This window comes from Paenibacillus sp. JT31N11 (assembly GCF_056269285.1).
Genome location: NZ_JBWDNQ010000004.1, coordinates 483660 through 501045 on the forward strand (window position 1 = coordinate 483660; position 17386 = coordinate 501045).

Below are 17386 nucleotides of genomic sequence, written 5' to 3' on the forward strand. Positions count from 1 at the left end.
GATGAGAGCCCTGCTGGATCGATTCGCAGCCGACTATTCGGCCGCCGAGCAGCAGCTCAGCGGCCTTGAGGATGATCAGAGCAGCATTTACTATCCCACCGTATTTCTATATATCGGCGATGAGGCGGGGCATGCGATTGAACCGATGATCTGCTCGAATAAGCTGAAATGGGATAACAATGCCGGCGTTATTTACTTCCATGTTTCATCAAGCGGGACGAATGACAGCATAGGGGCGGGGAATGAGGCAAACCCCGCATCCGCATACCGTGAAGCTGATCATGGCCGATCCGACCCCAAGGTTATGCGGGTTGCCTTATCCGGAGTAGCGGCGGGTGAGCGGGATAACCGGACCAAGCGCAAGGATATCGGAGCCGCTTTCCATGAGGCTGGGCGTCACTTGGACGATCTCAACCGGGCGCTGCGGCAGGTTAGCGATACGATTGCGGATTACGGCCGCTTGTACGCCTCCTTCGACCGCCTTCATCTTGCCGTTATTACCAGAGTGGAGGATCCGTTAAACGTGCTTGTTCCGGAAATATCGCTGCTTGCGCAGTCGATTTTTCTGCAGCTGTTCAAATCGGTGCAAATGGATTTGTACGCATTGATTAGCGAGCGGGAGCAGTCGGAGACGTTCGGCTATGCCAGCGCGGCGGGAATCAGCTTCCTGCGGGAGCTCGAAGGGATGCAGCGGCCGGATTACGCATACTCCGCGCGGCTGCAGGTGACCGGCGACGGCTTGACAATCCCGGTAATTCACAAGCCGTCTCCGCTGTTTGATCTTGTTTATGTGTTATCCGACCGCAACGAGCGGGGCATTTCGACCTTTAATGGAATGCAGGATAACTATGAGATCATCTGCCATATGCTGCTGCTGAAAAACAGAAAAAGAAGGGATGCGCAGGTCCAGTCTCATGACGCAAGCTACAATAATTCGTCCTTCAGGAACAGCCTGATGGCCGAATCGGGGAGACAGGGCTTCGTCTCGGCGGGACTGGCCAAGGTCAAGCGTCCCAATTATTCGATTGCCTTAAATGTGCTGTACCACTTTCTCAAGCAAATCGTGTTGCGGCTGCAGAGCGCGCCTGAACCAGGAATGAAGGAGAAGCTGGCATTGTTCGGACTGGATGCGGCTGCGATAGAGATTCGATTGGCCGACCTCGTTCCAGACGAGGATCAGCTCGCCGATATGACGGGACTCCTGACGAGCGGCATCCGGTACGATCAGCTGCGGCGCATGTCGCTGCGCGAGGCCGAGGAGGCTTTGTTCGGGGACGGCTGCGCGGACTTCTTCCGCAAGCATTTCACCCGGCCGGCCGAGGAGCGCATCGGGTTAATAAAGGCCGGGGAAGAGCTGCGGCGCGCCGTTAGCCGCAATATGCAGGAGCATCCGCAGTTCAGCTTCTTTCAGGTGTCCGAATGGACCGACGAGAAGAATGAGACCGGCAGTGTGCTTGAAGCGGTTCGCGCCCGGCAGCGCGATTTGGTCCGGGAAATCGATCTCGCCCGGGAGGAGCTTGACCGCACCCGCGAAATACGTGCCCAGGATTTGAAATTTCAACGGCTTCCATTCATGGACAAACATAATTTACGTGCCTTTATACATGGTTTTTTCGATACGGTCTACCGTTTGCGGTGGCAGCTGCTGCGGCTGGAGACAGAGCTGGCCTTGTACCGGAAGTTATCAGGCGAGCTGGAGCGTCTGCACGAGGAATACCGCAGCCGTGTTGTTCGAATGGCCGCACTGGAAGCAGAGTTTAATGCGGCGGCGCAGCAAAGCATCCAATTGGCGGATGATTATATCGGGCAAAATATTTTCGATTATTACGAGCGGGTAACCGGCAGCGTCATGCAGGATATCGAAGAGAAGCGCGGCGCAGGGGCATTCTTCGAGGAGCGGCTCGTGGGACGTGTAATGGAGCTTCTGGATCAGGGAGAACACGCGTTTATAGAGCGCTTGACCGGTATATGCCGCAGGCACATCCTGACCGCCGAGCCCTTTGCCCAGACCTTCGAGGAGGAGCTGCTGCAGCGGGCGAACGTATCTGTTGCCTATCATAATCAGCAGGCTGTATCGAGGGATGAGCTGTTCCACCGGCTGTACCGGACGCTGGAGGATAACGCGGCAATTCATATCCGTCTGCTTGATTATACGCATGAGCATCGTTATGAGGAGAAATATTTGTTCGGAGACCGGGAGAGCGAATTTATCCGTTATGCTCTTAGCGTGGATGAAACGTCAAGGATCTACAAGCTGGGCTGTGTGCACGAGAAGCGCAGCAGCGGGGTGGAAAAATTGAATATTATGGGCGGCTTTCATTTGGAAGATTTGATGTATTATCGAAACGGCAAGGTGTATTATGAAGCCTATTTGCAGAATGGGTATGAATTTCACACGCTTGATCCGTCTCTTCTGCCTGAGCTCCGCTGACCGGTATATATCGATAATCGCAGTCCACTAGCAATTGAAAGGGTGCTGTCATCATGCAACGAAAAATAAATATGCTTCTCCTGTTGTTCAGCATAATCGGCGGCGCAATCGGATTCGCGTTCGGTGAAGTGATACTGGGGGCGCTGCTGGAGAGCTGGCCGCGCTTTATCGTCATTGGCCTCTACTTTGGCGTTCTGGCCTTGTGCATCGGCCTGGCCTGCCTGCTTGCGGAAATGATCGCGCCCCGGTTGAACGGGTCTTCCTGGCGGCAGCGCTATACCGACTTATCCTGGAAGCTGCTCGTCCCGGCTACCCTTATTCTGCTGTTTGCTGTCGGCGGCCTGCTTCAGCTGCTTTACGGGCTGCAATTCGGCGGCGCGAAGCAGGTGAAGGATATTGTGCTGGTCGTCGACAATTCGGGAAGCATGCTGGAGACCGATCCGGACAACGAGCGGTATGCGGCAGCGAAGCAGCTGATCAACAATATGGACAGCGATAACCGGGTGGCTGTAGTCGCCTTCAGCAATACCGCTGAGTTGATCCAGCCCTTTGTCAGTCTAGGCACACAGGACGAGAAGAATTCGGTGAATGCCGTAATCGATTCGCTCAAGCCTACTGACGGAGGAACGGATTTCAGCCTTGCGCTGACGGAGGCAATGAAGACAATCGAGGGCAAGGAAAATGCCAAACGCGGCACGTTGGTCATTCTGCTGTCGGACGGCTTCAGCGAATCCAATATCGACCAGCAGCTTGCGGCCTATCAAGAGCAGCAGATTGCCGTCAATACGGTGGGTCTCAGCGTTGTTGATGCCAGAGGCTCAGCTTTGCTGCAGCAAATAGCCGACTCCACCGGCGGCAGCTATTACGATGTATCGGAAGCAAGCGGACTCGCTCTTGTTTTTCAAAATATATACGATAAAATCGACAACCGGACGCTGCTGACAGAACGGACCGATACGATGGCGGATAATACGTTCTACACGCTGCTGCGTATTTTGTCGCTGGGCATTGTTGGAGCAGCCGTAGGAATCTCGCTGGGTTTGCTGTTCGACAACCGCTTTCTGGCGGTAAGCTTCGGCAGCGGGGGGCTCGCCGGCGGCCTGCTGGCTGGCTTTATTCTGGATAACGGCTTGTCCGGGCAGGCGTTCACGGACGGTTTCTGGCGGTTCATCGCTGCGCTTGTGCTGGCGGCCATCATCGGTTTATTTACACTCGTTGTTCCGGTGAGCGAGAATAACGGCACCAAGCCGCGGGGCGGCGGACGAAAAGGCAGCAGCCGCGACATTCCCGCCGCGGGCATGGGCGGACGGACGAAGGACAGCCGCAGCCATGGATTTTAATTGATGCGGGAGGCGGAATAGATGCAGTTTACCGATGCGAAGGAAGGTTCTCCGGTCATCAGCGGCTTGACCCGCACAGTCGAGGAGGAGCGCTTCACGCTGCGCTGGATTTGGCCGCGGGACATCGATGCGGTTTACATCCGGAAGACCCCTGCCGAGCAGGCGGAATCCGCAGCCGGGAATACAGGAAACGTAAAACTGTACACGAGGGCGGAATATAAAGCGAACAACGGCTATCACAGCCGCCTGGAAGGCATCGGGCGTTATGTCCTTACGGTATTTGCCTGCCGGGAAGGGAGCGGCGGCCCGCAGCTTATCCGGCAGGCTGACGGCGGGAACAGTATCGAAATCAGTGCCGGCAAGGCTAAAATTTATTATTCGCTCTTGGATAAAGGCGGTTTTTTGAGAAAATTCAAAACGATTCAAATTCAGGTGACGACAGAAGTTCCGATTGCGAAGGACGTGCTCTGCTACGTCAAGAAGCAAGGCGGTTACCCCGCAAATAAAGAGGATGGGCTGCTGTATCCTTTTGTCGCGCCGTTCCCGGCGGGAAAAACCATCCTGCCTCCCGTTGAGGTGGGCAAACAGGATTTTATCCGGTTGTTTTTCACCGATGGCCGGACCTACGGGCAAATGTACGAATTGATTTCAGTGTAAAGGAGGAAAAAGCGCATGGGTATTTTCGATCTTTTCAAAAAAAAGCCGGAGGCGAAGGCGCGGCCGTTGTTCTATGATATCGTCTGTCCCTACTGCTTCAGCAAATTCACGCCGGAGGAGGTCGTATTCCGCGCTGCCCATTCCCGTGAGGACGATGAAGATTATGCCCTTGGAGAAGACGAGGAGCTGAACAAATACCGCGAGCGCTTTGGTCTTGATTCCGTACATGACATGGAAGCGGTGCTTCGTCCGCAGGACGTGCCTGAAGAGCATCGGATTTACTCCAATCACGTGCTTACCGGAATCAATGACCGTTACGGCGAGCTCACGCGCAGAAGGCTTTGCCCGAGATGCCATAATGAGCTTCCGGTGACCGCCGGCAAAGCGCCGAGCAATATTATTTCCATTATAGGCGCTTCCCAGGTGGGGAAATCGGTGTATATGACCGCCTTGATCCATACACTGCAGAATACGACGGCGGACCACTTCAACGCGGCCTGCATGCCGCTCAACGCGGAGATCAGCCGCAAGTTCCGCACCTATTACGAGGAGCCGTTATTCGAGCGCGGCGATCTGCTTGCATCCACCCAGAAGGAGAAGATGCAGGAGCCGTTTATCTTCCAGTTCGTCTTCAAGGACGACGAGAAGCCGCCGCTTACGCTCGTATTTTTTGATGTGGCGGGCGAGGGGATGGTCGAACAGGATTACCTCGGTCTCCACGGTCAGCATATCAAGAACTCGGCAGGCATCCTGCTGATGGTCGATCCGCTGCAAATCCGTTCGATCCGCGAGAAGATCAGAATGAATCTGGGCGATAAGCCCGGAGAATGGGTTTCCCAATACGATGAGCCGCGCGACGTCGTGCTGACCATGTTCGGCGATTTTATAGCTTATCAGGAAAACAACAAAACGGATATTCCGACAGCCGTCGTGCTGACGAAGAGCGACATGCTTCATTCCCTTAAGGATGAGGATGGCGAATATATTAAATCGAACAGCAATGTTTTTAATAATATGGTGCACCGCAATTATTTCAATCTGACTGAATTCGAGAATATTGACGGCGAAATCCGCCGCTTCATTGAGAAGGTCGACCGTCCGTTCAAGGGCACGATGGACGTTTATTTCAAGGATACGGCTTATTATGCGGTATCCGCTCTGGGCAGCAATCCCGTGGACCAGAAGCTGCAAACCGTCGTGAGTCCCATCCGGGTCGACGAGCCCTTCATTTGGCTGCTTTATAAGCTGAACTATATTGAGGGGAGAAGAGAATAGTGCGCGATTCTACGCCCGGCAGGATGATCCAGCAGCAGATGTATGCAAGGGAAAGACGCGGTATTTTCAGATCCACGGAAGGCTATGACACAATTGCCAAATCGGACGGTCTGGACCCTTCATTTATCAAAAAAGTGCTCCATCCCCTCTGCGTATACGATGCGCCTACCGAGCTGGCAGCGCGCGGCGAGAAGGACGATGCCGCATATCCCGAGACGGTGCATCTGCTGCATCTGGAGAATGGCGACGTTCTGCTTGGGCGAAGTGTCTACAGGGCAGCGGATTTCACCGGACTTCGCAGCGCGTTCTTTACGCATAACTACGTCATACCAAAGGGTCATGGCGCGGACTCGGCTGGTGAATATGAGGACTGGCTGCAAGCATCCTTCGCCGATCATTATGATATCGATAGCGGTACGGAGATTGCGGAGCTGGCCAGACTGCCGGTTCAGGCGCCGGCTGCGGGCAGAACGTCCTATCGTTCCCTATTGGCGCGGCTGAATATTGGAGAGACGCCATTCAAGCAGCTGCTGTATGCGGTAATGGCCGCGGTCGGCGGCAAGAAGAAGGTGTATGTTGCGCTTGATGTGCCGATCAAGCAGCTGCCGGACCTGGCCAAGCAGCTTCTTGGGCTGCTTTATGCGAGCTTGCCTTATGCCTACCGCAGGCAGCTTGGTTTTATCACCTATGCGAAAGAGCCGCAAAGCCGGAAATCGGTGCATCTTACGTTTGTGGAGAAGGGAAGCCTGCGCCTGGGGGACCGGAGCATCGAGAAGGATTATATATTGGATTTCGCCAGCGGCAGGCTGATGAATGTCGATCTGGATGGAAAGGATCAGCCGTACCTGGACTTCGCCTGGGACAATTTGGATCGCCTTGAGCGCGCGGACAGCTTCTATCAATTTGCCGAGCGGATGCTCGAAGACATGGAACCGGAACGCCAAACCGCAGCGGTCAGCTATCATGAGCTGTGCATCATTTATCAAATTGAGGAAGGCAGCAAATCGCTTTATGAAACGCATAAAGCAGCGGTGCTGCACGGCTTGCTCGATTATCTGCAGCCAACCGGCTCGCTGGATTCCAAGATGCGGCTGAATGATTTGTTCCTGTCCTGCTTTGACTATGAATTTGACCGGGTACGGCAAGGACAGGTTCCGGAGCCTTTCATAATGGATGTCTTTAAGGATTACTATCGGATCGACGGCAAGCATATCGAAAGCAAGCTGGTCTCTTTCATCATCCTGGCACTCAACAATGCGAATATGCAGAACGAACAGGAAGCAGCCGCCTCCTTCTATGCGGCCGTGGAAAGCCATTCTGCCTTAAGCAGGGCGTTCTTCGCGAAGCTGCTGACTGATGCGAGATTAGCGGGCAGCCTGTTCATTCCTTTTCTGGAGATAAAGCTTCAGGCTGCGGCTGGAGCAAAAAGCGTGCTTGAGCTGGTTGGGCAGTGGGGAAGCGTTCATCCGGGACTTTTTGGCTATGAGCCGTTCCATGCGCTGGTCCGCCAGCAGTTGACCGACAGGCTGGCCGAAGAGGGTCATTCGATACCGGCGGCAAACAGGACGTTCGGGCAGCTGCGCGGGCTGACTGGGGAAGAATGGTCAGGAACCGGGAAGCAGCCGTCTTCACAGGAAGGCGTTGGCCTGGTTCAGGAGCTGGAGCTTGCCGTCTATCGCGCGATGCTCAGTGAGCTTGACTTGGACAAGCTCACCGAAGATCAGCTTGCGTCAGCAGAATTCCTTGAGTTCCAGGGTCAGCTGCAGCGCTGGAACGGACAGCTGCAGGATCCCCGGCAGAAATCCGCAGCCGCTGGACTGCTCGCGGTTTATGAATGGTTCACACGACCGGAGCCGACAGCGGCATTATTCGACCGGCTGTCTCCGGCTGAGATCGACCGTGTGCAGCAGGCAGGACGCCGGCTGTTGGCAGCTCATCTGGGACCGGCTGAGTTTCCGCGTCTTGTGCTGGCATTTCTGCGCAGTCCGGACATGGAAACGGTGGATTATGCGGGGCTGATCGATTATTTGCAGCGGAACGCCCCGAACAGGGAGCTGGTATACCGTTTCTTCCAATGGTCGGAGAATCATCCGGATTTCATGAGATCCAGAGGCTTTGTGCCTTCCTACTCGAGTGCTATCGTCGGTTACTTTACGAAGGTTGACCGGAATGCTTTCAAAAAGCGGGCGAATCGGAAGCAGCTTTTCGACATGGCGGGAGCATCTCTCACTGCCGTGTATAAACAGGCTGAGCGGGGGCTTGCCTCGCCTCTTGGCAAATTTTTTCGCCGGAGCCGGAAAACGACGATGATTACAAGCATTCTGGCTTTAGGTATTATTCTGGTTGCCGCCGGCTTCATCCTTTCATTCTCCGGCAAGGGCGATTCAAACCAGGAGGCTGCGGATTTGCCTGAGGCGCAGCCTCCGGATGAGACGGACATCGTCAAGCCGGATACGCTTGTATACGCAGAACAAACGGCTGCATCCGAGGGGCAGGCAGCATCGACCTCCCTTGTGTTCTTGTTCAAGGACGCAGCAGCCTGCACCCAATTTAAGCCGGGTTCATTAACCATACAGTCGGCGGGTGTTGAAGCGGTTGAATATACGGAGCTTGCCATTACTCCTGCTTGCGGCACAGATGCCGCGAATGATGGTACGGGCGATAGTCAAGATGGCACGGAGGCTAATCAAGCCGATGATCCGGCAGTGACGGAATCCACGAATCCAGATGCGGATCTGCCTGTGGAATCTCCGGATTCAGATGCCGGTACTGAGGATAACGCGGGCAGTAACGACAAGACTGACACTCCAGCTGATGGTGCTGCTGGATCGGAGGTCAACGCAGAAGCCGGCTCTCAGCCAAAGAACGGCAGCAATGCCACGACTGGGCAAGAAGGCTATCCCAATTGGGTGGTTGTTCGCCTTGGCAAGCAAGCTGATATTCCGGTTGACAGCATGATTCGGGTGGGAGAAGTGGAATACGAGCTTTCCGTGCTGAATGATACTAATGAATAATACACACCTATTTTCAGATGGAACTTGCGAGTGCTGCACAGTTAGGCCAGGCAGGCTGTACGGGTTGCCTGGCCCTATTTTTTGAAAGTACAAAATATATGTTTGACATTAATCAAACGATCGTTTAATATAGACCCATAAGACATGAGTATAAATTAATATGAGCTGAGACGCTAGAGACGCTATAAGAGCAAAATAACATTTTATTAATTAATCAAACAATCAATAATTATATAAAAGGAAGGATGTATTTCATGAAAACGACAAGCCTTGAGGAAGTTCACAGAATTTTTAATGTCCAAAAAGCCAAATATTCACCTTCCAATCCCCCCAGCTACGAGGAAAGAATGGACCGTCTGAAACGGGCCGACAAGCTGATCCGCGATCACTGGCCCGAATTCATCCAAACGCTGCAGGAGGATTTCGGCAGCCGCGATTCCGATCAAATATTCGGCGCGGATATTCTTTCACCGCTTTTTCACGGCAAGCATGTCCGGGATCATCTGGCAAAATGGATGAAGCCGGAACGCAAATCCTCCGGGCTGCTGGGACTGGTGGGGCAGAAAACGTATATTCTGAACGAGCCTCTTGGCGTGATCGGCATTGTGACGCCTTTTAACGCCCCTGTCTGCCTTGCTTTTGACCCGGCGATTGAAGCATTGGCCGCAGGGAACAGCGTAATGATCAAAGTGACGGAAAGCACGCCGAGGACGGCCGATTTCATGCAGAAGCTGGTGGCAAAATACTTCAAGGAAGAAGAGATGGCGGTCGTGACGGGAGAAGCGGATGTATCGGCCTGCTTCGCTGCACTCCCCTGGGATAAAATGGTTTTCACCGGGGGCTCGGAAATCGGTAAAAAAATTCTTGCGGCTGCAGCGCCGAACTTGACTCCCGTTGTCCTGGAGCTTGGCGGCAAATGTCCGGCTGTTGTCCTTCTGGATGCCGATACCCGTGCGGCGGCTCCCCGAATTTCGCTTGGACGTACTGGCAATGCGGGTCAAGTTTGCCTTGCCGTCGATTACGCGCTCGTACCGGAGACTAAGCTGGAGGCATTAATCCAGCAAATTGTGGAGGTCGATCAGAAAGCCTTCCCGACTATGATAAACAACCCCAAGGTATCCTCGATAATCAATCAGGCCGGCTATAATCGCATTGTCGGTTATATTGAGGAGGCAAAGGCAGCGGGCTGCCGGATCATTCAAGTGAATCCGGCCAACGAGAAGCTCCCCGATCCCGAAACCCGCAAAATTCCGCTCACCATTGTGGTAAACCCGGGCGAAAATCTGCAGATCTCCAAATATGAAATATTCGGTCCTGTGCTCTCGATCTATTCCTACAAACATCTGGATGAGGCGATCGCATTCATTAACAAGCATGAGAAGCCGCTCGGCTTATATATTTTCGGCAAAAACAAAAACGATATCCGCAAAGTCGTCTCCAGTACATCAAGCGGAGGTGTTACGGTGAACGACTTAGCCCTGCATGCGGGCTCCAATACAATGGGCTTTGGCGGCGTAGGCTATAGCGGCATGGGCAGATACAAGGGCGGCATCCCCGGCTACAAGGCCTTTTGCAATGAGAAGGCGGTGTACGAGCAGGGGCTCATGGGCAGATTCACGGCCTCATTCCTTGTCCCATTCGCCACTGACAGACCGCGCAGCATGATGCGCAGAATGGTTGGCATCAAATCTCAGCCTCGCTGAAGAAAATCCGTTTCCGGTTGAAGCTATCAACCCGCCGGCAGCCTGCTATAAGCAGACTGGTGCAGATGATATCGGGGGAGAAGGCAGTATTAAGAGAATACCAGCCAACCGGCGGCGCGGAATTGGACTTTTCCACTTCAAGGTCAAATACACAATCATGACGGATAATCCCCACATACAATGTAGAGCATTCAACAGGAAAGAGGGCCTCACAAGTTGTCATTGGAAGGTTGCCAATGCAAACGTGTAGGGAGATTCACCGGCATTGGCGTAATCCTGGTTCTCTTTATATTGCTGGTTATTTTCATAAACAATATGAAAAAACTGCGGCGATTGCTCCCGGAATCCAGCCGGCGAACGATCGTCGCAATTTTATTTTGAAAATATAGGGAGGGTTAAACGGCGAAGACCGTTTCCTCTTGTACTAAAACAAAAAAGCCTCACATCAGGGAATCAATGCAAGGCTCTGATGCTTTATTATCGATTTCTGCTGCGTTTCTTGACCTGTTTATGGTATTGAGCCGCAGCTGCACGTGGCCGGTGCTGGGATTTTCCTTTCCCGGTACCGGTATTTTTTTGAGTGCGGTTCGATATCGTGGCTGTCGGTCCCATGAAGGAGTTGAACATTTTAAACATCGGTCCTATCTGCGAGAAAAAACCAAACATCTGTTGAAATTTCCCCATCATGGACATGATCCCGTCAAGACCGCCCGCTCGATTCTGGGCTTGAGCGGCAAATACCGGAGCAGATGGGGATTGTGGCGCAGCCGACTGATCGAGGGCATTCGAAGGTCCGCCCTGGGTCGGCAGAAAAGCTTTGGTTTTGGCTTTTTTGCTTCTTTGCACTTCAATCACTTCCTTTTAACATGATTAGTTATACTTTCGTTAATCCCTTAATAAGGACGATCATGACAAGATATGCCGGGAGCCGGCAATCGGTATGGTTGATTAACTACCTGGGCTTAAATATGGTCCATCGCCATGATATGTTCGCCGGTTGTTTTGACGGCCCGCTATATGGGGGAACCAACGGGAGCGGTTGGCATAAGGTGTGTCGATTCGCCCTTGCGGCGCATAATATATAGCAAAAACGAATACTTGCGAGGGATTGGAATGAATTTTAATCCGAATCAACTTTTCGATTGGAGCAAGTTCCTCCAGTCCTTTACTGGAGAAGAATCTATATTTTCCGCCTCGAATAACAACGATAAGGTCGAAGCCTATATGGAGCAGGTCGGGGAAAAAATCCAGTCAATGGTAACCAAGTCGTTTCCCATGAGCGCGCAGCCGGCACAGAAGGCCAAAGTATTCGAGACCCATAAATCCGTTTTCGTCCGCTGGAAGGTTCCCAGGAAAGTCGATCCCTTCAAAATCCGGATTCATGTCAACAACCAGCGGGTTCGTTTATCGAATATAGCCAATCACAAAAATTTTTCTATTCAGCTTCCATCACAGGTGACAACAAGAGGCTGCCATGCCAAAATTCATAAAGGCATTCTTGAAATCCGCTTGCCAAAATCCTTAAAGCGATTAAAGGAAAAAGAGATCTTTATTTACGATTTGTAGGCTGAAATCCCTTATGAACCTTCCTACCATCCAAACATACAAATCTAGCAATATACAATCCTTCCTATCAGGGCTTGCATAAAGTAGATGATAGACAGGAAGACGAGCTGCAGGCATCAATCAAGCTGCGCTTCTTATCCTGGACTAACGTCTTCATAAGGGAGGATTTACAGATGGCAGTGAGCAGAGAGCAGGCCAGGAAGCTTTGCGGAAAACAGGTCTACGCCTTGAAAAAGGACGGTTCGATGGTTTCCGGCAAGCTGGTTCAGATCAAGGGAAACCGCTTGATTATTGCACAGGAAAAAGGAAAAAACGTAAAAACAAAAGCGTTTCTTCCACTAGTGCTGTTTGATTTACTGGCAATTGGCACGGAACCCTTTGGTTTTGGGGGCGGATTTGGCTTTGGTCCGTTTGGCGGATTCGGGGACCCTTTCTTTTTCTAAAAAAATGGCGGCTGTTCTCTCGGGCAGTATGAGGTGCGGGAGGCGGCTGCCGCTTCTTTTCGGCAAATAAGAAAGTACTTCAAGGCCCAAGATGAGACTCGCCGCGAACTGGTATAATCAACATACATAATTCTAATAATGCTTGAATGGCTTCTTATTCCATATTGCAGATCAGGGGGAACATTCGACTCAATGGCTACATATCAATTTAATCCGGCTCCTCAGCCGGAATCCCCGCCCAGGCTGCATCTTCTATTCTGGGGCAAGGAGGATTGTCTGCCGGGGCATGCAGTGGGACCGGGAACACGGGATATCTACAAAATCCATTTTGTTCATAAGGGCAAAGGAATCGTACGCCGGGGAGCCAATACGTTTGAGCTTGCGGCCGGGCAGGCTTTTCTCATTTATCCCCATGTCGTCTATTATTATGAAGCGGATGCCGATGATCCCTGGACGTATTCCTGGATTGGTTTTCAGGGAACGGACGTTCCAGGGCTGCTGGACAGGACGCAGCTCTCCGATCTGCAGCCGGTATTTGTCATGGATAACAAGATCATGCCCGTGCTGTACGATCAACTAACAGCAGCAGACTCTGCAAGTCCCGCCTTCGATTTGAGACTGATGTCTGTATTCTATGAGTTCCTGGCTGCCTTGCTGGAATCCAGCGGGACTGAAGGCGCGCTCTCCACCCTCTCAGGCAGACAGGAGGAGTACGTTCAGCAGACGCTGGAGTTTCTGCACAGCCATTACAGCGAGGACATTTCGCTCGCCAGCCATGCGGACAGGCTGGGGCTCAACCGCAAATATTTGAGCGCGATATTCAAGAAGGCGCTGGACATACCGCCACGTGAATATCTGCTGCATTACAGGATGGAAAGAGCCTGCGAGATGCTTCTTGCCGGCAAACTGACGGTTGGCGAGGTTTCCCGGTCTGTAGGGTATCAGGATCCGCTGCTGTTCTCCCGCATGTTCAGGAAAGTGAAGGGAATCCCGCCGAGGAGATACCGGGAAGAATATAAGACAATCGGACATTAATCCATATAAGGCTTCCATTGCGTTATAGGCCAAGCCTCCTCTAATCCTTACAATATAGTAGACAATACAAAAGGAGTGATTCATGTGGTTTATCAGGCGGATGCCAAGCGTTATGAAAAAATGACATATCGGAGAAGCGGAAGGAGCGGTCTTAAGCTCCCTGCCATCTCACTTGGGCTTTGGCATAATTTCGGAGGAATTGACAAGATAGAGAATGGAAGGCAAATGGTAAGAAGAGCTTTTGATCTGGGTATTACTCATTTCGATCTTGCGAATAATTACGGTCCTCCCGCCGGCTCTGCCGAGGAAAGCTTCGGGAAGATTCTGAAGGATGATCTCAAACCCTACCGGGATGAAATCATCATCTCTACCAAAGCGGGCTATTACATGTGGCCCGGACCCTATGGAGAGTGGGGCTCCAAGAAAAATCTGGTCGCCAGTCTCGATCAGAGCCTGACCAGGATGGGACTTGATTATGTGGATATTTATTACCATCACCGTCCAGATCCCGATACGCCGCTTGAGGAGACGATGTCGGCGCTTGATTTGATTGTCCGTCAGGGCAAAGCGCTTTATGTCGGCCTTTCCAACTATTCACCGGAAATGACGCTTGCCGCCTCCCGAATTCTGAAAGGGCTCGGCACACCCTGCCTGATCCATCAGCCGCAGTATTCCATGCTGGCCAGAAATCCGGAGCATGGGCTGCTTGATGTTCTGGAAGCGGAGGGTATCGGCTCAATCGCCTTCTCCCCGCTCAGCAAAGGGATATTGACGGACCGGTATTTGAACGGGATTGCTGCAGATTCCAGAGCTGCCGGGCCGAGTGTGTTCATGAGTCCGAACGATCTGACTGAAGCTGTACTGGGGAAAGTGGCCAGGTTGAACGAGCTTGCTGCCGGGCGCGGCCAGAAGCTTTCCCAGATGGCCTTGGCCTGGACGCTCCGCGGCGGCAAAGTCACCTCCGCTTTAATTGGAGCGAGCAAGGTGAGTCAAATCGAGGATGCCGTGGGGACTGTGGGCAATCTATCCTTCACCGATGAGGAGCTTGCGCGGATCGAGCAAATTTTGGCCGAATAGTCCGGTTCCTTTGAAGCTTCCTTTCTCATGTTTTTCGGCGGGCAAGGTTTAAACCGTCCATCCATCGGTGAAGCTGTTAAAAGCTGAAGCAGAACGGGAAGCGAGTGACACCGATGATGGAACCCAACGAAACCCAAGACGCGAATGAGAAGCTGAGCGACCTTCTTGAACAAAATTTGTTAAACATTAAACGTGAAATTGGAAACAGCTTTGATATCAAGACCCGAACTTTTCAAAAGCGGCTGTCGGACGGCTCCATGCTTCACGCCGGCGTTGTTTATACGGAAGGGATATCGGCCCTGCAATCAAAGATCAGCGATTTGTTCAGCGAAACCGAAACTGCAGGGAGTCTCTGTCTGCAGCCTTCTGAGTGCATGGATGCCATGAAGCAAAGCATACTCACTGACGCCAATATTATCGATATTTTCAGCCTCGGGGAGCTCTTTCATTATCTCCTGGCGGGTTACTGCATCGTGATGCTGGACGGGACGCACAGAGCGCTCGCCGTCGACACGGTTGATGTTAAAGCCCGTCCGGTAGAGGAGCCGAGCGTTCAATCGGTCGTCCGAGGACCGCGCGAAGGCTTTAGCGAAGTGCTTAGCTGGAATACGGCCATGCTGCGCAGAAAAATCAAAAGCCGCAATCTATGGATGGAATCCCGTGTAGTCGGGCGGGAAACGCAAACGACTATTGTGGTTGCCTATGTGAAAGGGATCGTCAATGACGATGTGCTTGAAAAAGTAAGGAAGAGGCTCGACCGTATCGATATCGACGCCATTCTGGAAAGCAATTATATCGAGGAATTCATACAGGACAAGCAGTTAACTTCTTTTCCGACCGTATTCAACTCGGAGCGGCCGGACGTCGTTGCGGCTCAGCTGCTGGAGGGGAAGGTGGCCATTCTGGTGGATGGCACCCCTTTTGCGCTGGTCGTGCCGGCGCTGTTTGTCCAGTTCTTTCAATCGCCGGAGGATTATTATCAAAGGGCGGATTTTGCCACCTTGATCCGGATTCTCCGGTTTATTTCGTTCCATCTGACCATGCTGACACCTTCCATCTACATCGCGCTTACAACCTTCCAGCAAGAGCTGCTGCCTACGACACTGATTTTTAATTTGGCAAGCCAGCGTGAGGGCGTGCCCTTCCCCGCTTTTCTGGAAGCTCTCATTATGGAGGTTACCTTCGAAATATTGCGGGAAGCGAGCGTCCGGATGCCCAAAACAGTCGGACAATCCATATCGATCGTCGGAACGTTAGTCATCGGCCAGGCTGCTGTAGATGCCGGACTGGTTACGGCAGGGATGGTTATCGTCGTGTCGATCACCGCCATTTCCAACTTTGTAATGCCTGCGTTTAATATGGGGATAGCGGCGCGGATTCTGCGTTTTGGCCTGATGGCGCTCGGAGCCACGTTCGGACTATTCGGCGTGTTTCTCGGGATTATTCTCATTACGGTGCGATTATGCAATCTCAAGTCATTCGGCGTGCCCTACATGTCACCGATGGCCCCCATTCATTTTAAAGATCAGAAGGACAGCCTGTTCCGGGTGCCCCTTCCCTGGATGCAACTGCGCCCCGGAAGCATGAAGACGAAGAATCGTGTGCGGCAAAAGCATTATGCTGACGGGCCGGAGAGCGAGTCATGACGCTGCGGCATGTGTGGAAGCTGACGGCGGTTTCATGTCTGGTGCTTGTGCTTTCAGGCTGCTGGAGCCGCCATGAGCTCAATGAGCTGGCGATTGTTGTCGGGATCGGGATAGACAAGGAGGGCGAGGATTACAAAGTATCTGTTCAGGTTGTTAATCCAGGCCAGGTGTCAACGCGCTACGGGATGTCAAACATCCTGAAGCCTGTTGTTACTTATGCCAATACGGGCCAAACGGTGCCGGAAGCGATTCGTAAAATATCGCTGCTGTCTTCCAAGCGCTTGTACTTTTCCCACTTGCGGATGGTTGTGTTCGGGGAGACATTGGCTCGTCAAGGCATCAATAAGTCTATCGATTATATTTCCCGCAATCCCGAGATGCGCAATGATTTTTTCATCGTAGTGGCTAAAGACTCGAAACCCGAAGAGATACTGAGCACCTTCAGCTCCATGGATCCGATACCGGCAAACAATATGTACATGAAGCTGAGCAATTCCGATAATCTATGGGCGGCAACGGGCCAACTTTCACTTGACCGCCTGTTGATGGACTTGATGACAACCGGCAAGAATCCGACTATGACCGCTATTCAAATCGCTGGCGATAAAGAAGTGGGGTTCAGACAGATGAACAATAACAGCATCAAGCCTGCGGCCATTCTGGAATACGAGGGAATGGCCGCTTTTAAGGGGGAACGGATGGTAGGCTGGCTGGATGAAGACCAGACAAAGGCGCTCAACTATTTGCAGGATTCCGTCCGACAGACGCTTGGTGTTGTTCAATGCCCGGATGGCGGATATGCTTCGCTTGATATAACGCATTCCAAGACGACAATCAAAGTGGGACGCGAAGGTCAGCTGCCTGTCATTGATGCAACGGTCCGGCTTCAGCAGGACATATCCGATGTGGAATGCCAATTGGATATGAACAAAGTGGAGACGATTGATATATTCCGCAAGGCGGGAGAAAAGAAAGTCATTGAGCTGCTGGAAAAGGGAGTTGAGCATGCCCAGAAGAAGCTTCGCTCGGATATATTCGGTTTTGGCCAGGAGGTTCACCGCCAGCAGCCTGCCATGTGGCACCGGATCAAAGATTGGAACACTGTATTTCCTGACGTTAAAGTACATATCCATTCCATTGTTGATATGAGGAAGATCGGAAGCACCGCTCAACCCGTTCAAGAGGAAAAGAGGAAGTAA

At 52.3% G+C, this 17386-nt stretch carries 13 protein-coding genes; 12 read left to right on the forward strand and 1 reads right to left on the reverse strand.

Annotated elements, in window-relative coordinates; translation table 11 throughout:
* The first annotated feature begins 1 nt into the window (after position 1).
* The 6 genes from AC0YNV_RS18005 (at position 2) to AC0YNV_RS18030 (ending at position 10420) form a co-directional block, all read left to right on the forward strand.
* Positions 2 to 2431: a transcription initiation factor TFIID gene (locus AC0YNV_RS18005; RefSeq protein ID WP_475769264.1), complete on the forward strand. Its 2430-nt coding sequence runs from the start codon at positions 2 to 4 to the stop codon at positions 2429 to 2431.
* 53 nt (positions 2432 to 2484) lie between these two features.
* Complete coding sequence (locus AC0YNV_RS18010) at positions 2485 to 3771, forward strand: vWA domain-containing protein (RefSeq protein ID WP_475769265.1); 1287 nt, start codon at positions 2485 to 2487, stop codon at positions 3769 to 3771.
* Between the two features lie 21 nt (positions 3772 to 3792).
* Complete coding sequence (locus AC0YNV_RS18015) at positions 3793 to 4428, forward strand: beta-mannanase (RefSeq protein ID WP_475769266.1); 636 nt, start codon at positions 3793 to 3795, stop codon at positions 4426 to 4428.
* Positions 4429 to 4443: 15 nt separating this feature from the next.
* Positions 4444 to 5703 carry a TRAFAC clade GTPase domain-containing protein gene (locus tag AC0YNV_RS18020; protein WP_475769267.1) on the forward strand — a complete coding sequence of 420 codons (1260 nt, stop codon included), beginning with the start codon at positions 4444 to 4446 and terminating at the stop codon, positions 5701 to 5703.
* Positions 5703 to 8717: a GAP1-N2 domain-containing protein gene (locus AC0YNV_RS18025; protein ID WP_475769268.1), complete on the forward strand. Its 3015-nt coding sequence runs from the start codon at positions 5703 to 5705 to the stop codon at positions 8715 to 8717. The genes AC0YNV_RS18020 and AC0YNV_RS18025 overlap by 1 nt, the downstream gene beginning before the upstream one ends.
* A gap of 254 nt (positions 8718 to 8971) precedes the next feature.
* A complete protein-coding gene (locus tag AC0YNV_RS18030) occupies positions 8972 to 10420 on the forward strand; it encodes an aldehyde dehydrogenase family protein (protein WP_475769269.1) in 1449 nt (482 codons plus the stop codon).
* Between the two features lie 477 nt (positions 10421 to 10897).
* On the opposite strand, the gene AC0YNV_RS18035 is transcribed toward AC0YNV_RS18030, so the two are convergent.
* A complete protein-coding gene (locus AC0YNV_RS18035; protein ID WP_475769270.1) occupies positions 10898 to 11266 on the reverse strand; it encodes a hypothetical protein in 369 nt (122 codons plus the stop codon).
* Positions 11267 to 11533: 267 nt separating this feature from the next.
* Between AC0YNV_RS18035 and AC0YNV_RS18040 the strand changes: the two genes are divergently transcribed.
* From AC0YNV_RS18040 to AC0YNV_RS18065, 6 genes are all read left to right on the forward strand, one after another.
* Positions 11534 to 11986: an Hsp20/alpha crystallin family protein gene (locus AC0YNV_RS18040; protein WP_475769271.1), complete on the forward strand. Its 453-nt coding sequence runs from the start codon at positions 11534 to 11536 to the stop codon at positions 11984 to 11986.
* Between the two features lie 173 nt (positions 11987 to 12159).
* Positions 12160 to 12429 carry a 50S ribosomal protein L33 gene (locus tag AC0YNV_RS18045; RefSeq protein WP_210037334.1) on the forward strand — a complete coding sequence of 90 codons (270 nt, stop codon included), beginning with the start codon at positions 12160 to 12162 and terminating at the stop codon, positions 12427 to 12429.
* A gap of 192 nt (positions 12430 to 12621) precedes the next feature.
* Entirely contained in the window at positions 12622 to 13464 is an 843-nt protein-coding gene (locus AC0YNV_RS18050; RefSeq protein WP_475769272.1) for an AraC family ligand binding domain-containing protein, read from the forward strand.
* Positions 13465 to 13584: 120 nt separating this feature from the next.
* Positions 13585 to 14541 carry an aldo/keto reductase gene (locus AC0YNV_RS18055; protein ID WP_475769370.1) on the forward strand — a complete coding sequence of 319 codons (957 nt, stop codon included), beginning with the start codon at positions 13585 to 13587 and terminating at the stop codon, positions 14539 to 14541.
* A gap of 113 nt (positions 14542 to 14654) precedes the next feature.
* Complete coding sequence (locus tag AC0YNV_RS18060; RefSeq protein ID WP_475769273.1) at positions 14655 to 16187, forward strand: spore germination protein; 1533 nt, start codon at positions 14655 to 14657, stop codon at positions 16185 to 16187.
* The gene (locus AC0YNV_RS18065; RefSeq protein WP_475769274.1) at positions 16184 to 17386 is read left to right on the forward strand and encodes a Ger(x)C family spore germination protein; all 1203 of its coding nucleotides are present in this window, start codon (positions 16184 to 16186) and stop codon (positions 17384 to 17386) included. Before AC0YNV_RS18060 ends, AC0YNV_RS18065 begins: the two co-directional genes overlap by 4 nt.